Annotated in this window: 14 protein-coding genes; 11 read left to right on the forward strand and 3 right to left on the reverse strand. The window is 73.3% G+C overall.

What is annotated here, in order from left to right:
- Window positions 1–275: 275 nt before the first annotated feature.
- From ACFCY7_RS23525 to ACFCY7_RS23560, 8 genes are all read left to right on the forward strand, one after another.
- On the forward strand, window positions 276–950 hold the full coding sequence (locus tag ACFCY7_RS23525; protein WP_017237733.1) for a two-component system response regulator: 675 nt from the start codon (window positions 276–278) through the stop codon (window positions 948–950).
- Between the two features lie 116 nt (window positions 951–1066).
- Window positions 1067–3907, forward strand: coding sequence for a DNA translocase FtsK (locus tag ACFCY7_RS23530; RefSeq protein ID WP_376488008.1), 2841 nt, complete (start codon window positions 1067–1069; stop codon window positions 3905–3907).
- Between the two features lie 309 nt (window positions 3908–4216).
- The gene (locus ACFCY7_RS23535) at window positions 4217–5044 is read left to right on the forward strand and encodes a helix-turn-helix domain-containing protein (RefSeq protein ID WP_376488009.1); all 828 of its coding nucleotides are present in this window, start codon (window positions 4217–4219) and stop codon (window positions 5042–5044) included.
- 89 nt (window positions 5045–5133) lie between these two features.
- Window positions 5134–6627 carry a 30S ribosomal protein S12 methylthiotransferase RimO gene (gene rimO, locus ACFCY7_RS23540; RefSeq protein WP_376488010.1) on the forward strand — a complete coding sequence of 498 codons (1494 nt, stop codon included), beginning with the start codon at window positions 5134–5136 and terminating at the stop codon, window positions 6625–6627.
- The gene (pgsA, locus tag ACFCY7_RS23545; RefSeq protein ID WP_376488011.1) at window positions 6624–7298 is read left to right on the forward strand and encodes a CDP-diacylglycerol--glycerol-3-phosphate 3-phosphatidyltransferase; all 675 of its coding nucleotides are present in this window, start codon (window positions 6624–6626) and stop codon (window positions 7296–7298) included. The genes rimO and pgsA overlap by 4 nt, the downstream gene beginning before the upstream one ends.
- Window positions 7295–7816, forward strand: coding sequence for a CinA family protein (locus tag ACFCY7_RS23550; RefSeq protein WP_376488012.1), 522 nt, complete (start codon window positions 7295–7297; stop codon window positions 7814–7816). Before pgsA ends, ACFCY7_RS23550 begins: the two co-directional genes overlap by 4 nt.
- A 109-nt stretch (window positions 7817–7925) precedes the next feature.
- Entirely contained in the window at window positions 7926–8309 is a 384-nt protein-coding gene (locus ACFCY7_RS23555) for a helix-turn-helix domain-containing protein (RefSeq protein WP_017237739.1), read from the forward strand.
- Window positions 8310–8681: 372 nt separating this feature from the next.
- Complete coding sequence (locus tag ACFCY7_RS23560) at window positions 8682–9008, forward strand: hypothetical protein (RefSeq protein WP_376488013.1); 327 nt, start codon at window positions 8682–8684, stop codon at window positions 9006–9008.
- On the opposite strand, the gene ACFCY7_RS23565 is transcribed toward ACFCY7_RS23560, so the two are convergent.
- The 3 genes from ACFCY7_RS23565 to ACFCY7_RS23575 form a co-directional block, all read right to left on the reverse strand.
- Complete coding sequence (locus ACFCY7_RS23565; RefSeq protein ID WP_376488014.1) at window positions 8956–9720, reverse strand: SDR family NAD(P)-dependent oxidoreductase; 765 nt, start codon at window positions 9718–9720, stop codon at window positions 8956–8958. The two genes, ACFCY7_RS23560 and ACFCY7_RS23565, sit on opposite strands and share 53 nt — an antisense overlap.
- Window positions 9721–9870: 150 nt before the next feature.
- Complete coding sequence (locus ACFCY7_RS23570; protein WP_376488015.1) at window positions 9871–10683, reverse strand: Fpg/Nei family DNA glycosylase; 813 nt, start codon at window positions 10681–10683, stop codon at window positions 9871–9873.
- Between the two features lie 499 nt (window positions 10684–11182).
- Entirely contained in the window at window positions 11183–15814 is a 4632-nt protein-coding gene (locus tag ACFCY7_RS23575; RefSeq protein WP_376488016.1) for a DEAD/DEAH box helicase, read from the reverse strand.
- Between the two features lie 316 nt (window positions 15815–16130).
- Here ACFCY7_RS23575 and ACFCY7_RS23580 point away from each other — a divergent pair, with 316 nt between their 5' ends.
- The 3 genes from ACFCY7_RS23580 to ACFCY7_RS23590 all read left to right on the forward strand — a co-directional run bounded on the left by ACFCY7_RS23580 (window position 16131) and on the right by ACFCY7_RS23590 (window position 18137).
- On the forward strand, window positions 16131–16997 hold the full coding sequence (locus ACFCY7_RS23580; RefSeq protein WP_376488017.1) for an AraC family transcriptional regulator: 867 nt from the start codon (window positions 16131–16133) through the stop codon (window positions 16995–16997).
- A gap of 67 nt (window positions 16998–17064) precedes the next feature.
- Window positions 17065–17832 (forward strand): AzlC family ABC transporter permease, encoded by a 768-nt coding sequence (locus ACFCY7_RS23585; protein WP_376488018.1) that lies wholly within the window; start codon window positions 17065–17067, stop codon window positions 17830–17832.
- Window positions 17829–18137 (forward strand): AzlD domain-containing protein, encoded by a 309-nt coding sequence (locus tag ACFCY7_RS23590; RefSeq protein ID WP_376488019.1) that lies wholly within the window; start codon window positions 17829–17831, stop codon window positions 18135–18137. Before ACFCY7_RS23585 ends, ACFCY7_RS23590 begins: the two co-directional genes overlap by 4 nt.
- The last annotated feature ends 85 nt before the right edge of the window (window positions 18138–18222 follow it).

Genomic DNA, 18222 nt, shown 5'->3' on the forward strand with positions numbered 1-18222 from the left:
GCGGTGCTCCGCGCGGACCCCCGGGCTCCGCTGACGGAACGTCGCCGAGGGTGTGTGAGGGGGCGGGATACGGGGAACCTTCTGGTCTCCCACCGCGTTTCTGCTACGTGCACAGTGACATCGCGGTGACAGGGTGTGGCGACGGGCGGGGTGCGGCTACGATGACCGGCACAAGGACGGACGGCGTTACGGAGTCGTCTTCTGGGGCGGCGCCCGGTGCTTCCCCCGGTTCCGGGAGCCGGGGCGAGCCGTTGCCGGGACGAGGAGGACGGGGCATGGTGCAGAAGGCCAAGATCCTCCTGGTCGATGACCGGCCGGAGAATCTGCTGGCGCTGGAGGCCATTCTCTCCGCGCTCGATCAGACGCTGGTGCGGGCATCGTCCGGGGAGGAAGCGCTCAAGGCGCTGTTGACGGACGACTTCGCGGTCATCCTGCTCGACGTCCAGATGCCGGGAATGGACGGTTTCGAGACCGCCGCGCACATCAAGCGGCGTGAGCGGACCCGGGACATCCCGATCATCTTCCTCACCGCCATCAACCACGGCCCCCACCACACCTTCCGCGGGTACGCGGCCGGCGCGGTCGACTACATCTCCAAGCCCTTCGACCCGTGGGTGCTGCGCGCCAAGGTCTCCGTCTTCGTCGAGCTGTACATGAAGAACTGCAAGCTGCGCGAGCAGGCCGCCCTGCTGCGGCTGCAGTTGGAGGGCGGCGGCGAGGGCGGTCAGGGCAAGGAGGCCGCGGGCCTGCTCGCCGAACTCTCCGCCCGGCTCGCGGCGGTCGAGGAGCAGGCCGAGGCACTGTCGAAGCAGCTCGACGACGACTCCGCCGACGCGGCGGCCGTCGCCACCGCCGCGCACCTGGAGCGCAAGCTCACCGGGCTGCGCCGGGCCCTGGACGCGCTGGAGCCGGGCACCGGCGCCGCGCCCACGCTGCCCGCCCAGAGCTGACATACCGTCACCCGTGCTGCGCCCCGCCGTGATCGGGCGTCAGCATCGCGCCCCGGCGCGGGCGACACGATCGGGTGAGGCGGACAGCCCGTACCTTCACCGGTAACCTCAGCACCATGGCTTCACGTACGTCCGGCAAGGGTTCCCAGGGCACGGCGGGCGCCGCGAAGCCGCGCGCCGGTCGTACGACGGGCGCCGCGAAGAAAGCGGCACCCGCGAAGCCCCCCGTCAAACCGCCCGCCAAGAAGGCGCCGGCGAAGAAGGCCGCGCCCGCCAAGCGCCCTCCCGCGCGGAAGGCGCCCGCGAAGAAGGCCGCTCCCCGGCCGGCCCCGTCGCCGACCGGCGGCGTCTACCGGCTCGCGCGCGGTGCCTGGCTCGGCGTCGCCCACGGGGTGGGTGCGATGTTCCGGGGGATAGGGCGCGGCGCCAAGGGCCTCGACCCGGCCCACCGCAAGGACGGGCTCGCGCTGCTGCTCCTCGGCCTCGCCCTGATCGTCGCCGCCGGCACCTGGTCCAACCTGCGCGGCCCGGTCGGCGACCTCGTCGAGATGCTGGTGACCGGTTCCTTCGGCCGCCTCGACCTGCTGGTGCCGCTGCTGCTGGGCGCGATCGCCGTCCGGCTGATCCTCTACCCGGAGCGGCCCGAGGCCAACGGCCGGATCAGCATCGGCCTCTCCGCCCTCGTCATCGGCGTCCTCGGCCAGGTCCACATCGCCTGCGGTTCGCCGGGGCGCGGTGACGGCAGCGCGGCCATGCAGGACGCCGGCGGCCTCATCGGCTGGGCCGCCTCGCAGCCCCTCGTCTTCATGATGGGCGAGGTCCTCGCCGTACCGATGCTGGTGCTGCTCACGGTCTTCGGTCTGCTCGTCGTGACCGCCACCCCGGTCAACGCGATCCCGCAGCGGCTGCGCGCCCTCGGCGCCCGGCTCGGCATCGTCGAGCTCCCGTACGACCCGGCGGAGGCCGAGGGGTACGAGGGACGGGAGGGACACGAGGGGTTCGACGAGGGGTGGCGGGACGCCGGTCCGCAGCCCGCACGCCCCACCCGTCCCCGCCGACGCGCCTCCGGCCCCGCCGAGCCGTACGACGTGGACCGGGCCGAGGAGGAGATGCTGGAGCGGCGCGGCCGGTCCGCGCGCCGCTCCGCCGACGCGCCCGCCTTCGACCTGGGCATGGACCCGGTGGACGTCGCCGCGGCCGCGGCCGCCGCGCTCGACGGCGCGGTCCTGAACGGCATGCCGCCGTCGCCGATCGTCGCCGACCTGACCAGGGACGTCACCGCCGAGCGGGACGCCGCCGTCGCCGCGGCCGCCGCGGAGAAGGCCGGGAAGACAGCGGACAAGGCCGGGAAGGCGGCGGCGCCCGTGCCGCCCGCGCGCGGGGGTGAGCAGCGCCCCGGCGGGGGCGTACCCGATCTGACCAAGCCGGCGCCCGAGCCGACCGACCTGCCGCCCCGGGCGGAGCAGCTCCAGCTCGCCGGCGACATCACGTACTCGCTGCCCTCGCTCGACCTCCTGGAGCGCGGCGGGCCGGGCAAGACCCGCAGTGCCGCCAACGACGCCGTCGTGGACGCGCTCTCCAACGTCTTCACCGAGTTCAAGGTCGACGCGGCCGTCACCGGCTTCACCCGCGGCCCGACGGTCACGCGGTACGAGGTGGAGCTCGGCCCCGCCGTGAAGGTCGAGAAGATCACGGCCCTCACCAAGAACATCGCGTACGCCGTGGCCTCGCCGGACGTGCGGATCATCTCGCCGATCCCCGGCAAGTCCGCGGTCGGCATCGAGATCCCGAACAGCGACCGCGAGATGGTCAACCTCGGCGACGTGCTGCGGCTCGCGGCCGCGGCGGAGGACGACCATCCGATGCTGGTCGCGCTCGGCAAGAACGTCGAGGGCGGCTACGAGATGGCCAACCTGGCGAAGATGCCGCACGTCCTGGTCGCCGGCGCCACGGGCTCCGGAAAGTCCTCGTGCATCAACTGCCTGATCACGTCGATCATGATAAGAGCGACGCCCGAGGACGTCCGGATGGTGCTCGTCGACCCCAAGCGGGTCGAACTCACCGCCTACGAGGGCATCCCGCACCTGATCACGCCCATCATCACCAACCCCAAGCGGGCCGCCGAGGCGCTCCAGTGGGTGGTGAAGGAGATGGACCTCCGGTACGACGACCTGGCCGCGTTCGGCTACCGGCACATCGACGACTTCAACCAGGCCATCCGGGACGGGAAGATCAAGCTGCCCGAGGGCAGCGAGCGCGAGCTCAACCCCTACCCGTACCTCCTGGTCATCGTCGACGAGCTCGCCGACCTGATGATGGTCGCGCCCAGGGACGTCGAGGACTCGATCGTCCGGATCACCCAGTTGGCCCGCGCGGCCGGCATCCACCTCGTGCTCGCCACCCAGCGGCCGTCCGTGGACGTCGTCACCGGTCTCATCAAGGCGAACGTGCCCTCGCGGCTCGCCTTCGCCACCTCCTCGCTCGCCGACAGCCGGGTCATCCTCGACCAGCCCGGCGCCGAGAAGCTGATCGGCAAGGGCGACGGCCTCTTCCTGCCGATGGGTGCCAACAAGCCCGTCCGCATGCAGGGCGCGTTCGTCACCGAGGCCGAGGTCGCGGCCGTCGTGCAGCACTGCAAGGACCAGATGACCCCGGTCTTCCGGGAGGACGTCACCGTCGGCCAGCGGCAGAAGAAGGAGATCGACGAGGACATCGGCGACGACCTCGACCTGCTGTGCCAGGCCGCCGAGCTGGTCGTCTCCACGCAGTTCGGCTCCACCTCCATGCTCCAGCGCAAACTGCGCGTCGGCTTCGCGAAGGCCGGCCGGCTGATGGACCTCATGGAGTCGCGGAGCATCGTCGGGCCCAGCGAGGGCTCGAAGGCGCGCGACGTCCTGGTGAAGCCCGACGAACTCGACGGCGTGCTGGCCGTGATCCGGGGGGAGTCGGGGGCGTAGCGGACGGGAAGCGGGGTACCCGGTCGGCGGGGAGCGGGAGCCCCCGCCGCCGTGGCGGGAACGCGCCCCGCGCCCCCGTGGCGGGAAAGCGACCCCCGTCGCCGTACCCGATCGAGACCGGGCCGAGACTCACTCGTAAGGGAACGGTGGGCAACCGTTTCCCCTGGCCGTACGTCAAGTTGGACGGTGGGACAGAAGGAAGTCCCAGCCTCATGGCGTACAAACAGCACCCGCCCGGTTGCCCCACCCTTTCGTACCACCCATAGACTGAACGTCCAGCAGGTGGCTACACGCTCGAAAGGCGCTCTCGTGTCCATCGGCAACTCCCCCGAAGACGACCGGACGTTCCCGGCAGACGACCGGGACGCGATCGGTCGCGCTCTCCAGCAGGCACGCATCGCCGCCGGTCTCACCGTCGAAGAGGTCAGTGCCTCCACCCGTGTCCGGATTCCGATCGTGCACGCGATCGAAGAGGACGACTTCTCGCGCTGTGGCGGCGACGTCTACGCCCGCGGCCACATCCGTACCCTCGCGCGCGCCGTCGGGCTCGATCCGGCCGCGCTGATCGAGCAGTACGACGCCGAGCACGGTGGCCGTCCCGCGCCCACCCCCGCCGCCCCGCTCTTCGAGGCGGAACGCATCCGCCCCGAACCCCGCCGGCCCAACTGGACCGCCGCGATGGTCGCGGCCATCGTCGCCGTCGTCGGCTTCGTCGGCTTCACGATGTTCAACGGGAACGAGGCCCCGAAGGGGACCAGCGCGGCCGACGGCGGCCCCGCCCCCGCGCCGGAGAAGGCCACCTCGGCCGCCAAGCCGAAGCCGGTCAAGCCCGTCGCCCCGAAGCCCACCGAGAGCGCGATCGCCGCCGTCCCGCAGGACAAGGTGACGGTCAAGCTCACCGCCGTCGACGACAAGAGCTGGATCTCGGCCAAGGCCCACGACGGCAAGCTGCTCTTCGACGGACTCCTCCTCAAGGGCGAGTCCAAGACCTACCAGGACGACGAGCGCATCGACCTGGTCCTCGGCAACGCGGGCGCGATCGAGCTCTACGTGAACGGCAAGAAGGTCGAAGACAAGTTCGAATCCGGCCAGGTCGAGCGACTGACCTACACCAAGGGCGACCCCGAGGCCGGATGAGCCGCCCCTCCCGGCCGTGATGTGACCTCCGTCGCGCAGGTGAACCCTGTGCGACGGGGGAACGGCCGGGACGAAGTAGTCTTGAGTCCATGCCCGAACGCCGTACCGTCGCCCTTGTCACTCTTGGCTGCGCCCGTAACGAGGTGGACTCGGAGGAGCTCGCAGGCCGCTTGGCAGCGGACGGCTGGGAGCTCGTCGAGAACGCCGAAGAAGCGGACGTCGCAGTCGTCAACACCTGTGGATTCGTCGAGGCCGCCAAGAAGGACTCCGTCGACGCCCTGCTCGAAGCCAATGATCTGAAGGACCACGGCAAGACCCAGGCCGTCGTCGCCGTCGGCTGCATGGCCGAGCGGTACGGCAAGGAGCTCGCCGAGGCCCTCCCGGAGGCCGACGGCGTCCTGGGCTTCGACGACTACGCCGACATCTCCAACCGCCTCCAGACCATCCTCAACGGTGGCAGTGTCGAGGCCCACACCCCGCGTGACCGGCGCAAGCTGCTGCCGCTCTCGCCCGTCGAGCGCCAGGAGGCGGCCGCGGCCGTCGCCCTGCCGGGACACGGCGACGCCGCCGAGGAGCCCGTCGACGCCCCCGCCGACCTCCCCGAGGGCCTCGCGCCCGCCTCGGGCCCGCGCGCCCCGCTGCGCCGCCGGCTCGACGCCAGCCCCGTCGCCTCGGTGAAGCTCGCCTCCGGCTGCGACCGCCGCTGCTCCTTCTGCGCCATCCCCTCCTTCCGCGGCTCCTTCGTCTCGCGCCGTCCCTCGGACGTGCTGAACGAGACCCGCTGGCTCGCCGAGCAGGGCGTCAAGGAGGTCATGCTGGTCTCCGAGAACAACACCTCGTACGGCAAGGACCTCGGCGACATCCGGCTCCTGGAGAGCCTGCTGCCCGACCTCGCCGCCGTCGACGGCATCGAGCGCGTCCGCGTCAGCTACCTCCAGCCCGCCGAGATGCGGCCGGGGCTGATCGACGTCCTCACCTCGACCGACAAGGTCGTGCCCTACTTCGACCTCTCCTTCCAGCACAGCGCCCCCGACGTGCTGCGGGCCATGCGCCGCTTCGGCGACACCGACCGCTTCCTGGAGCTCCTGGAGACCATCCGCTCCAAGGCCCCGACGGCCGGTGCCCGCTCCAACTTCATCGTCGGCTTCCCCGGCGAGACCGAGGCGGACTTCGCCGAGCTGGAACGCTTCGTCACCCACGCCAGGCTCGACGCCATCGGCGTCTTCGGCTACTCCGACGAGGACGGCACCGAGGCCGCCACGTACGAGCACAAGCTCGACCAGGAAGTCGTCGACGAGCGGCTCGCCCACCTGTCCCGGCTCGCCGAGGAGCTCACCGCGCAGCGCGCCGAGGAGCGTCTCGGAGAGACCCTGGAAGTACTCGTCGAGACCCTCGACGAGGAGGACGGCTGGATCGGCCGCGCCGCTCACCAGGCGCCCGAGACGGACGGCCAGGTGTTCCTCACCACGGCCGACGGCACGAGCCCCGACCTGACCCCGGGCCGTATGGTCAGTGCGAAGGTCGTCGGCACGGAGGGCGTCGACCTGGTGGCCGAGTGTCTTTTCGAGGAGGCAGGCAGATGACCGGAGTCCCGGCATCCGCGACGGGCGGGACCGGTAGGCCGGCGCCCCGCGGCAAGCTGGGCACGGCGGCCGTCAACCAGGCCAGCCTGTGGAACATCGCGAACATCCTCACCATGATCCGGCTCGTGCTCGTGCCGGGCTTCGTGGTGCTGCTCCTCCAGGACGGCGGGCACGACCCGGTGTGGCGGGCCTGGGCCTGGGCGGCGTTCGCGGTGGCCATGATCACGGACGTCTTCGACGGGCACCTCGCCCGTGCGTACAACCTGGTCACCGACTTCGGGAAGATCGCCGACCCGATCGCCGACAAGGCGATCATGGCGGCCGGGCTCGTCTGCCTGTCCTCCCTCGGAGACCTGCCCTGGTGGGTCACCGGGGTCATCCTCGCCCGCGAGCTGGGGATCACCCTGATGCGGTTCTGGGTCATCCGGCACGGGGTCATCCCGGCCAGCCGCGGCGGCAAGATGAAGACGCTCGCCCAGGGCACGGCGGTCGGCATGTACGTGCTGATGCTCACCGGCCCGCTGGCCACCCTGCGCTTCTGGGTGATGACGGTGGCCGTCGTGCTGACGGTCGTCACCGGTCTGGACTATGTGCGACAGGCGGTCGTCCTGCGGCGCCAGGGGCTCGCCGCGGAGCGCGCGGCGGCCCGGCCGGAGGCGTCGACTCGATGACCGAGGCCGCCCGGGTGCTGGCCCTGCTCGCGGAGCGTGATCACACGCTGGCCGCTGCGGAGTCGCTCACGGGTGGTCTGGTGGCCGCCGAGCTCACCGGCGTACCGGGAGCCTCGAAGTCCTTCCTGGGGTCGGTCACGGTGTACGCCACGGCCCTCAAGCACGAGCTCCTCGGCGTCGACCGGGCCCTCCTCGCCGAGCGCGGGGCGGTGGATCCGGAGGTCGCGCTGCAGATGGCGGCCGGTGTGCGGGACCGGCTCGGAGCCGACTGGGGCGTCTCGACGACCGGCGTCGCCGGGCCCGACCCGCAGGACGGACAGGCCGTCGGAACCGTCTACGTGGCGGTCGCCGGCCCGGCCGCGACGGGCGCCCGGGCGGGGAAAGTGGTCTCGTTGAGGTTGAACGGCGACCGCGCGGAAATCCGTAGAGAGAGCGTACGGAGCGTGTTGGAACTGCTCCTTGAGGAACTCTCGGGAAATGCGCGGGCACAGGATACGGAACACAACGGGGGGAATTGATGTTTGCAGCCCTGAGTGAACACGACATCGCTCCCCGCACGGCCGCAGCCCGAGGCGGTACGGTGGGGCGTGAAGGATGCGGCTACGCGGTCCGAGGAGGGAGCCACCGATGATTCTGCTCCGTCGCCTGCTGGGTGACGTGCTGCGTCGGCAGCGCCAGCGCCAGGGCCGTACTCTGCGCGAAGTCTCCTCGTCCGCCCGAGTCTCGCTCGGCTATCTCTCCGAGGTGGAGCGGGGGCAGAAGGAGGCTTCCTCCGAACTGCTCTCCGCGATCTGCGACGCGCTGGACGTACGGATGTCCGAGCTCATGCGCGAAGTGAGCGACGAGCTGTCGCTCGCCGAACTGGCCGAGTCGGCAGCGTCGAGCGAACCGGTGCCGACACCGGTGCGCCCGAGGCTCAATTCGGTGTCGGTGACGTCGGTGGCGGGTGTGCCCACCGAGCGGGTGACCATCAAGGCGCCCACGGAAGCGGTCAACGTCGTCGCCGCCTGAACCGAAGCACGTGGGGCGAGGCCCCGGTCGACGCCCTACGGGGTGCCGGCCGGGGTCTTTTCCTTTGCCGCCGCCTCTTGCGGCTGCGGGGCTTCCTGTCGGTTGGGTCCCGGGGGCGCTCGTCGTCTGATTCCTGGGGTCGACTGTCATCTGTTGTCGTCTGAGTCCCGGGGGCGACTGTCGTTTGATTCCGGGGTCGCCCGTCCCCGCTGATTCCGGGGTCGCCCGTCCCCGCCCGTCCTCGCCCGTCTGAGATGCCGGGTTCCGGTGTGGCGTGCATGGTGGAGGACGTAGGGCGTGCGCCGGGACTGCCTCGGTGCGCCCTCCCGCAGGGTGATCCTGCCGGTCTAGCGTCGACGGCAGGAGGCGGCCATGGTACGGCGACGGGTTCCGCTGGTGACGCTCGCGCTGGTCGCGGTCGCACTGGCAGCCGGGGGGCTCTGGTGGTGGGCGGTGCTGCGCCTGCTCCTCATGCCCGCGGACGCCGGGACGGTGGAAGGGGCGGTGGCCGCGGGCGGCTGGGGGCTGAGCCTGCTGCCGGTGCATGTGGCGGCTTCGTCGCGGGGGCGTTCGGTTCGCGGGGCGGGGGCGTCCGCGGGTGGGGCGGGGGAGCCTGGGCGTGGCGCGGGGGTGTCCTCGAGAGGGACTACCAGGGCATGGCGACGCCGCCGTTGGGGCGGAGGATCTGGCCCGTCGTGAACGAGGAGGCGTCGGAGGCCAGGTGCAGGACCGCGTGTGCGATGTCCTCGGCCTCGCCGACCCGCCCGAGGGGCGAGTGACGGACCATCGCCGCCTCCGCCTGCTGCTGGGCCGCCGGTTCGTGGCGGTCGGTCATCGGCGTCCGGATCCACCCCGGGGCGACCGCGTTGACCCGTATGCCGTGCGGGCCCGCCTCCGTCGCCAGGGTCTTCGTCAGCTGCACCACCGCCGCCTTGGTGACGCTGTAGCAGAGGAGGCCGGGGCTCGCCGTGTCCATCGCCCCCGAGGCCATCGTGACGATCGAACCCCGGGTACCTGAGGCGATCATCGAGCGGGCCGCCTCCTGGCACGCGTACAGGACGCCCTTGAAGTTCACCGCGAAGACGCGGTCGAGGTCCTCGTCACGGGTCTCAAGGACTGTGCTCGTGTGCATGATCCCCGCGACCGCGGCCATCACGTGGAGCAGGCCGGCCGACCGCACGGCGGCGGCCAGCGCGGTCCTGTCCGTGACGTCGAGCGTGTGCGGGTGCGCGGTGCCGCCGTCGCGCGCGATCAGCGCGGCCGTCTCCTTGACCCCGCCCTCGTCGCGGTCCGCGCAGTGCACGGTCGCGCCCGCCATCGCGAGGAGAGCTGCGGTCGCGCGGCCGATCCCGCTCGCCGCGCCGGTGACGAACGCGGTGCGGCCGGTGAGGTCGTACGCAGAGAGGGTCATCTTTGGACCGTACGACTGGATCTGACGGATCGTCAATTAGCGGGGAGTGCACGGGTGCACGGGTGCGTGTGTGGGTGAGGGGTGGGTGCGTGAGGGGTGGGTGGGGGTGGGCGGTATGTAGGTGGGTGGCTTGGGGAGGCAAGGGCGGAGTCAGGGGTGCCGGGTCGGGCCTGGTTGGCAGTTGGGGCACCAGTACGTGATTCGGTCGTTGATGTCGGCGTGCGGGTCGGCGTCGGTCCTGCGGATCGGGGTGCCACAGCGCAGGCAGGGGCGTCCTTCGCGGCCGTAGACGTGGAGCGGGGTGCCGGGTCTGCGCGTGGTGGTGGTGCGTCGGTCGGGATGGTCCTTGTTCGCCTCCAGGAGGCGGTGCGCCGTCGCCACCAGGCGGGCGGGGACGCCGGGGCCGAGGTCGCCGACCGGGAGCCAGGGCGAGACCGCGGCGAGGAACGCCAGCTCGCACTTGTACACGTTCCCGATGCCCGCCATGTTGCGCTGGTCGAGCAGGGCCTCGACGAGCGGCCGCGCCGGGTCGGCGCACAGCCGCCGCTCCGCCTCCTCCGGATCCCAGTCGGGCCCCAGGAGGTCCGGGCCCAAGTGGCCGACGGCTCGGGACTCCTCTGCCGTACGGATCAACTCCAGGACCGGGAGCCGGTAGCCGTACGCCGTGTACTCGTCGTTCCCGAGGATCGCCCGGATCTGGTGCGCCGGGCCGCCGCGCGGACGCTCCCCCGTCGCGTACACCCGCCACGCGCCCTCCATCCGCAGATGCGAGTGCAGCGTCAGCCCGCCCTCGATCCTCGCCAGCAGATGCTTCCCGCGGGGCGTCACGTCGAGGACCGTGCGGCCGGTGAGGTCGGCGGTCGCGAAGCGGGGTACGCGGAGGTCGGCGCGGGTGAGGACCTTTCCTGCGAGTGCGGTGTGCAGGTGTCGGGCGACCTGCCAGATGGTGTCTCCTTCGGGCACGGGTCCATTGTGGGGGTTGGGGGCTGGGGGAGAGGTTGGGGGGGGGGTGCGCTGGCCAGGGCTGGGCTGTGCGTGCTGCTGATGCGTCTGGGTTGTGGGCTGCGCCCATACCGCACGGGTTGTGAGTCGTGCCCTCGCCCCCAGGGCTGTGGGCTGCGCCCGGCCTGTCGCCCTGCCTGTTGCCCACACGGAGGTCGGGGCAGCGGGCCGCCGGGCGGGGTGCGGGGAGGGGCGGCGCCCACACGGCGATGGGCCAGCGGGCAGCGGGCAGCGGGCGGGGCGGTCGACGTCCGGGGTTGGGTGGGGGCGCCGGCCCTAGAGACCGGGACGTATGGGGATGGGCGGTGGGCGCGCGGCGAGGAGGCGGGGGCCTCGTGGGGTTGGTGGAGGTGTCGGTTCGTGGGGGCGCGGTCGTGTGGCGGGCTGTGGGGAGGAGGTGGGGCCGCGGGGAGGGGTGCGGAGCGGTGGGGTGGGGGCGTTGTGCCGTGGGTGGTGGGGGTTAGGGGCGGAGGCGGAGGCCTCGGGGGGTGGGGTGGAAGCCGGCGGACTCGAAAGGGGGGGAGAGGGGGGAGGTGAGGGAGGTGGTGGTGTTGATGCGTTCGAGGGTGAGGGGGGCGTGGCGGGCGAGGGCGTGGGCGGCGGCGATGAGGGAGGGGTCGTCGGGGGTGGTGGGCCAGGAGAGGAGGGTCTTGCCGCCGCGCTCGACGTAGAGGGTGAGTTCGCCGTCGACGAGGACGACGAGGGCGCCGGCTTTGCGGCCGGGCCGGTGGCCGGCGCCGGTGGGGGGCTCGGGCCAGGGGAGGGCGGCGCCGTAGGCGTTCGCGGGGTCGGCCGCGGCGAGGACGAGGGCGCGAGGACCGGCGGCGGCCTCGGCGCCGCGGTCGCGGGCGGTCGCGGCGGCACGGAGGCGGTCGACGGCGCCGTCCATGGCGAACTGGGCCGCGCCGAGGCCTTCGACGACGTAGCCGCGACGGGCCTGTCCGCTGTCCTCGAAGGCGGACAGGACGCGGTACACGGCGGAGAAGCCGCCTTCGACGCCTTCGGCGGCCACCGCGCCGCGGGTGACGACGCCGTGCCGGTCCAGGAGGGTGCGGGCGAGGGCGTGGGCCCGGTGGGTTCGTTCGGGCTCGGCGGGGGGCAGCAGCGACCAGCGGCCTGAGACGGTGGGCGGGCCGGTGCGGGAGGCCGGGCGGGCGGCGGCGGTGAGGGTGCCGTACCGGCCGCGGGGGACCGTACGGCGGGCGCGGTGGGCGGTGGAGCCGGCGGTGCGGCCCGAGCCGAGCAGGGAGCGCAGCGGGGCCAGGGTGTCGTTGGTGAGCCGGCCCGACCAGGCCAGGTCCCAGAGGGCGTCGGCGAGCTGGGGGTCGGTGGCGTCCGGGTGGGTGGTGGCCCTGATCTGGTCGGCGATCTGGCGGAAGAACAGGCCGTAGCCGCCGGAGAGGGCGGTGAGCGCCGACTCGTGCAGGGCGGAGAGCTCCAGCGGGTGCGGCGGTGGCAGGAGCAGGGGGGCCGCGTCCGCGAGGTAGAGGGAGACCCAGCCGTCCTTGCCGGGCAGTGACCCGGCACCGGCCCACAGGACCTCGCCGGTGGTCGTCAGCTCGTCGAGCAGCGCCGGGGAGTAGTCCTGGACCCGCGACGGCAGGATGAGCTTCTCCAGGGCCGAGGCGGGGACGGGCGCGCCCTGGAGCTGCTCGATCGCGCGGGCGAGGCCGTCGATGCCGCGCAGGCTGCTGCTCCCCAGGTGCTGCCACTGGGGCAGGAAGGTGGCGAGCGCGGCCGGGGGCACCGGTTCGAGCTCGTGGCGGAGGGCCGCCAGGGAGCGGCGCCGCAGCCGGCGCAGGACGGTGGCGTCGCACCACTCCTGTCCGATGCCGGAGGGGTGGAACTCCCCCTGGACGACGCGACCCGAGGCGGCGAGCCGCTGGAGGGCGCCGTCGGTGACGGCCGCGCCGAGGCCGAAGCGGTGGGCGGCGGCGGAGGAGGTGAACGGTCCGTGGGTGCGCGCGTACCGCGCGAGGAGGTCGCCCAGCGGGTCCTTGACCGGTTCGGTGAAGGCCTCGGGCACGCCGACGGGCAGGGCCGTGCCCAGGGCGTCCCGGAGGCGGCCCGCGTCCTCGATCGCCGACCAGTGCTCCTGGCCCGCGATCCGGACCCGGATGGCGCGCCGGGCGGCGGAGAGCTCCGGTGCCCAGCCCGGCTCGGCACCGCGCTCGGCGAGTTCGGCGTCGGTGAGGGGTCCCAGGACCCGCAGCAGGTCGGCGACGCCCTCCACGTCCTTGATCCGCCGGTCCTCCGCCAGCCACTGGAGCTCCCGCTCCAGCTCGGTCAGGACCTCGGGGTCGAGCAGTTCGCGCAGCTCCGCCTGGCCGAGCAGCTCCGCGAGCAGCCGGGAGTCCAGGGAGAGCGCCGCCGCCCGCCGCTCGGCGAGCGGGGAGTCGCCCTCGTACAGGAACTGCGCCACGTAGCCGAAGAGCAGCGAGCGGGCGAAGGGGGACGGTTCGTGGGTGGTGACCTCGACGAGACGGACGCGGCGGGCCTCGATGTCCCCCATGAGTTCGGTGAGTCCGGGGACGTCGAAGACGTCCTGGAGGCACTCCCGGACCGCTTCGAGGACGATCGGGAACGAGCCGAACTCGCTCGCCACCTGGAGGAGTTGCGAGGCGCGCTGCCGCTGCTGCCACAGCGGGGTGCGCTTGCCCGGATTCCGCTTGGGCAGCAGCAGGGCGCGCGCGGCGCACTCGCGGAAGCGGGAGGCGAACAGCGCGGAGCCGCCCACCTGGTCGGTGACGATCTGCCCGATCTCGCCCTTGTCGAAGAGGGCGTCGGCCGCGCCGACCGGTGCCTTGTCGGCGTCGTACGTCGTGTCCAGGTGCCGGCCGGGGTCCACCGGCTCGTGGTCGAGGAGGTCGAGGCCCATCTCCAGGCCCATCAGGTCGGCGTCCGGCAGGCGCAGCACGATGCCGTCGTCCGCGTGCATCACCTGGGCGTCCATGCCGTACCGCTCGGAGAGGCGGGCTCCGAGCGCCAGCGCCCAGGGAGCGTGGACCTGCGCGCCGAAGGGGGAGTGGATGACGACCCGCCAGTCCCCGAGTTCGTCCCGGAAGCGCTCGACCAGGATCGTCCGGTCGTCCGGCACGTGACCGCAGGCCTCCCGCTGCTCCCTGAGGTACGCGAGGACGTTGTCCGCGGCCCAGGCGTCGAGCCCGGCGGCGAGCAGCCGCAGCCGCGCGTCCTCGTCGGAGAGGGCGCCGACCTCGCGGAGGAACGCGCCGACCGCCCGCCCCAGTTCGAGGGGCCGGCCGAGCTGGTCGCCCTTCCAGAACGGCAGTCTGCCCGGCACTCCGGGCGCGGGGGTGACGAGCACCCGGTCCCGGGTGATGTCCTCGATCCGCCACGAGGTGGTGCCGAGCGTGAAGACGTCGCCGACCCGCGACTCGTACACCATCTCCTCGTCGAGCTCCCCGACGCGGCCGCCGCCCTTCTTCGGGTCCGAGCCCGCCAGGAACACGCCGAACAGGCCCCGGTCGGGGATCGTGCCGCCGGAGGTGACGGCGAGCCGCTGCGCGCCCGGCCGTCCGGTGACCGTCCCGGCCACCCGGTCCCACACCACGCGCGGGCGCAGCTCGGCGAAGGCGTCCGAAGGGTAGCGGCCCGCCAGCATGTCGAGGACGCCGGTGAACGCCGACTCCGGCAGCGACGAGAACGGCGCCGCGCGGCGCACCACGGCCAGCAGGTCGTCCACCTGCCAGGTGTCGAGCGCGACCATGGCGACCAGCTGCTGGGCCAGGACGTCCAGTGGATTGCCGGGGATCCGCATCGACTCGATGGAGCCCGAGCGCATCCGCTCGGTGACCACCGCGGCCTGCACCAGGTCGCCGCGGTACTTGGGGAAGACGACGCCCGTCGACACCGCGCCGACCTGGTGCCCCGCGCGACCGACGCGCTGGAGCCCGGAGGCGACCGAGGGCGGCGACTCGACCTGCACCACCAGGTCGACCGCGCCCATGTCGATGCCGAGCTCCAGGCTGGAGGTGGCGACCACGGCGGGCAGCCGGCCGGCCTTCAGGTCCTCCTCCACCTGGGCGCGCTGCTCCTTCGACACCGAACCGTGGTGGGCCCGGGCGAGCAGTGGCGGGGCGCCCTGCGCCGCCCCCGACTGGGCCATGACCTGGGCGGGGGGAGCGCCTTCGGGGAGCGGTTCGCCGGTCGCCCGCTCGTACGCGATCTCGTTCAGCCGGTTGCAGAGGCGCTCGGCCAGGCGGCGGGAGTTGGCGAAGACGATCGTCGACCGGTGGGCCTGGACGAGGTCGGCGATCCGCTCCTCGACCTGCGGCCAGATCGACGGCTTGTCCCCGCCGTCCTTGCCCTCGGACGCCGGTGAGCCGCCCAGCTCGCCCATGTCCTCGACGGGCACGACGACGGAGAGGTCGAACTCCTTGCCCGACGGCGGCTGGACGATCTCCACCGCGCGCTTCGGGGACAGATAGCGGGCCACCTCGTCCACCGGGCGGACGGTGGCCGACAGGCCGATCCGGCGAGCGGGGCGGGGCAGCAACTCGTCGAGCCGCTCCAGGGACAGGGCCAGGTGCGCGCCCCGCTTGGTGCCCGCGACCGCGTGGACCTCGTCCAGGATGACCGTCTCCACGCCCGACAGGGCTTCGCGGGTGGCGGAGGTCAGCATGAGGAACAGCGACTCGGGCGTGGTGATCAGGATGTCCGGCGGCCGGGTGGCGAGCGCCCGGCGCTCGGCCGGCGGGGTGTCACCGGAGCGGATCCCGACCCGGACGTCCGGCTCGGGCAGTCCGAGGCGCACCGACTCCTGCCGGATGCCGGTCAGGGGGGAGCGCAGATTCCGCTCGACGTCCACGGCGAGGGCCTTCAGCGGCGACACGTAGAGCACGCGGCAGCGCTTCTTCGCCTCGGCGGGCGGCGGCGCGGACGCCAGCCCGTCCAGGGAGGCGAGGAAGGCGGCCAGCGTCTTCCCCGAGCCGGTCGGCGCGACGACCAGCACGTCGGAGCCCTCGCCGATGGCCTTCCAGGCGCCCTCCTGCGCCGCCGTGGGCGCGTTGAAGGCCCCGGTGAACCAACCACGGGTCGCGGGGGAGAACGAGTCGAGCGCGGACCTGACCATGCCCCCCATCGTGCACCCCGCCACTGACAACCGCCCGGACCTGTGGACAACCGGCTGCCGCCAGCCGTCCCGGCCTGTGGACGACGACCTGCGGCCGACGGCAGCCGCGGTCTGTGGACGATCGGCTGCCGACGACAGCCGCGGTCTGCGGACGGCCGGTCGTCGGCAGCCGTCCCGGCCCTCGGACGGCCGGCCCCGGACCCGGGGAGACCGGCCGCGGACGACCGCCCCGGAATAGGGGCGACCGGGCGCCGCACCAGGCCGGGCCGCCTCGGCGGGGGAAGAGCTCCGTCGGCTCCGGGCGCAGAATGGAGGGATGGCGAGCGAGGAGCGGGCACGGTACTGGCAGTACTCCGAGCTGCCCGGCGTCGACCTGCTGCACGCCCACTACATCCGCAAGGCGTTCGCCCGGCACACCCACGAGACCTTCGTCTTCGCCGCGATCACCGAGGGCGTCGAGGCCTTCCACTACCGCGACGAACTCGTCCACGCGGGCCCCGGGCAGATAGCCCTGGTCAACCCCGACACCTCGCACACCGGGCACGCGGGCGTGCCCGAGGGCTGGACGTACCGCACGATCTACCCCGACGCGGAGATCGTCCGCTCGATCGCCGCCGACACCCTCGCCCTGCGCGGCTCGGCCGGCTTCACGACGCCCGTCGTCGACGACCCGTACGCCGCACGGCTCGTCGTCGGAGTCCACCGGGCCGCCGAGGAGGGCAACGCGCTCGCGGCGGACAGCCTGCTCCGGCTGGTCACGGCCCGCATGCTGCGCAGCCACGGCGGGCTGATCACGCCGCTCCCGCCCCGCTCGGCGGGCGCGCGGCGCGCGGCACGCGCGCGTGCCGTCCTGGAGGAGCGGATGGCCGAGCCGCCGACCCTGGAGCGACTCGCCGCCGACCTCGGCACCAGCCCCTTCGCCCTCCTCAGGGCCTTCCGGTCGGCGTACGGGATGCCCCCGCACACCTGGCTCACGGACGCGCGCGTACGGCGGGCCAGGCGGCTCCTCGACGCGGGGACGCCACCCGCGGACGCGGCCGCCGCCGTGGGCTTCACCGACCAGTCGCACCTCAACCGGCACTTCACCCGCAGCGTCGGGGTGCCGCCGGGCGCCTACCAGCGCGCGCGTGGTGTGCGGGGGAGCGGCGGGGAGGGTGCGCGGGGCGAGCCGAACGGGCCGTGAAGGCCGGGCGGGCGGGGCGCAAGAACGTACAAGACCGGCCGCCTCGGACTGCCGTAACGTCCCTGACGTGGCAGAACAGACAGCACCTCCCGTCATACGCGACGGCGGCACACCGGTGAAACCCGACGCGGCCGTCGTCCGCGACGCCCTCGGGGTCGGCGTCGCCGTCGGCCTCTCCGGGTTCGCCTTCGGCGTCACCTCGGCCGGCGCGGGCCTCAGCCTCCTGCAGACCTGCGCGCTCAGCCTGCTCGTCTTCACGGGCGCCTCGCAGTTCGCCCTCGTCGGGGCGCTCGCCGCGGGAGGCAACCCCTTCACGGCCGCCGCCGGGGCCTTCTTCCTCGGCACCCGCAACGCCTTCTACGGGCTCCGGCTCTCCCAGCTCCTCGCGCTGCCGAAGGCCGTCAGGCCGTTCGCCGCGCACTGGGTGATCGACGAGACCACCGCCGTCTCGCTCGCCCAGCCGTCCCGGCGGGCCGCGCGCATCGGCTTCACCGTCACCGGCCTCACGCTCTACGTCCTGTGGAACGTCACCACGCTCCTCGGCGCGCTCGGCGCCGAGGCGATCGGCGACACGGCGGCCTGGGGGCTCGACGCGGCCGGTCCCGCCGTCTTCCTGGCCCTGCTCGCCCCCATGCTGAAGTCGGCGACCGAGCGGGCCACCGCCGGGATCGCCGTCCTGCTCGGACTCGGGCTGCTCCCCGTCCTGCCCGCCGGCGTCCCGGTCCTCGCCGCCGCCCTGGCCGCACCGGCCGTGCTCTGGTTCCGCGGCCGCGGGACGAGCGCCCCGGCGGCCGGCGCGGACCGGGAGACGACGATCGAGGAGGACTCCCGATGAACATCTGGATCGCGATCGGCCTGACCGCCGCCGGGTGCTACCTGATGAAGCTGGTCGGCCTGCTCGTCCCCGCCGGAACGCTGGAACGACCGCTCGTGCAGCGCCTCGCGGCCCTGCTCCCCGTCGCGCTGCTCGCCGCGCTCACCGCCCAGCAGACGTTCAGCTCCGGTGGCTCGCTCGTCCTGGACGCCCGCGCCGCCGGGCTCGCCGCGGCCGCCGTCGCACTCGTCCTGCGGGCCCCGTTCCTGGTCGTCGTGGGTGCGGCCGTCGTGGTCACGGCGGGGGTACGGGCCCTGGGCTGGTGAGCCCGGGCCGTGCGGCATCCGCTGCCGGGGGCGGTGCGGCATCCGCTGCCGGGCCCCCGTGCGGCATCCGCGACCGGGGCCGGTG

The organism is Streptomyces sp. NPDC056361, assembly GCF_042262805.1.
GTDB lineage: Bacteria > Actinomycetota > Actinomycetes > Streptomycetales > Streptomycetaceae > Streptomyces.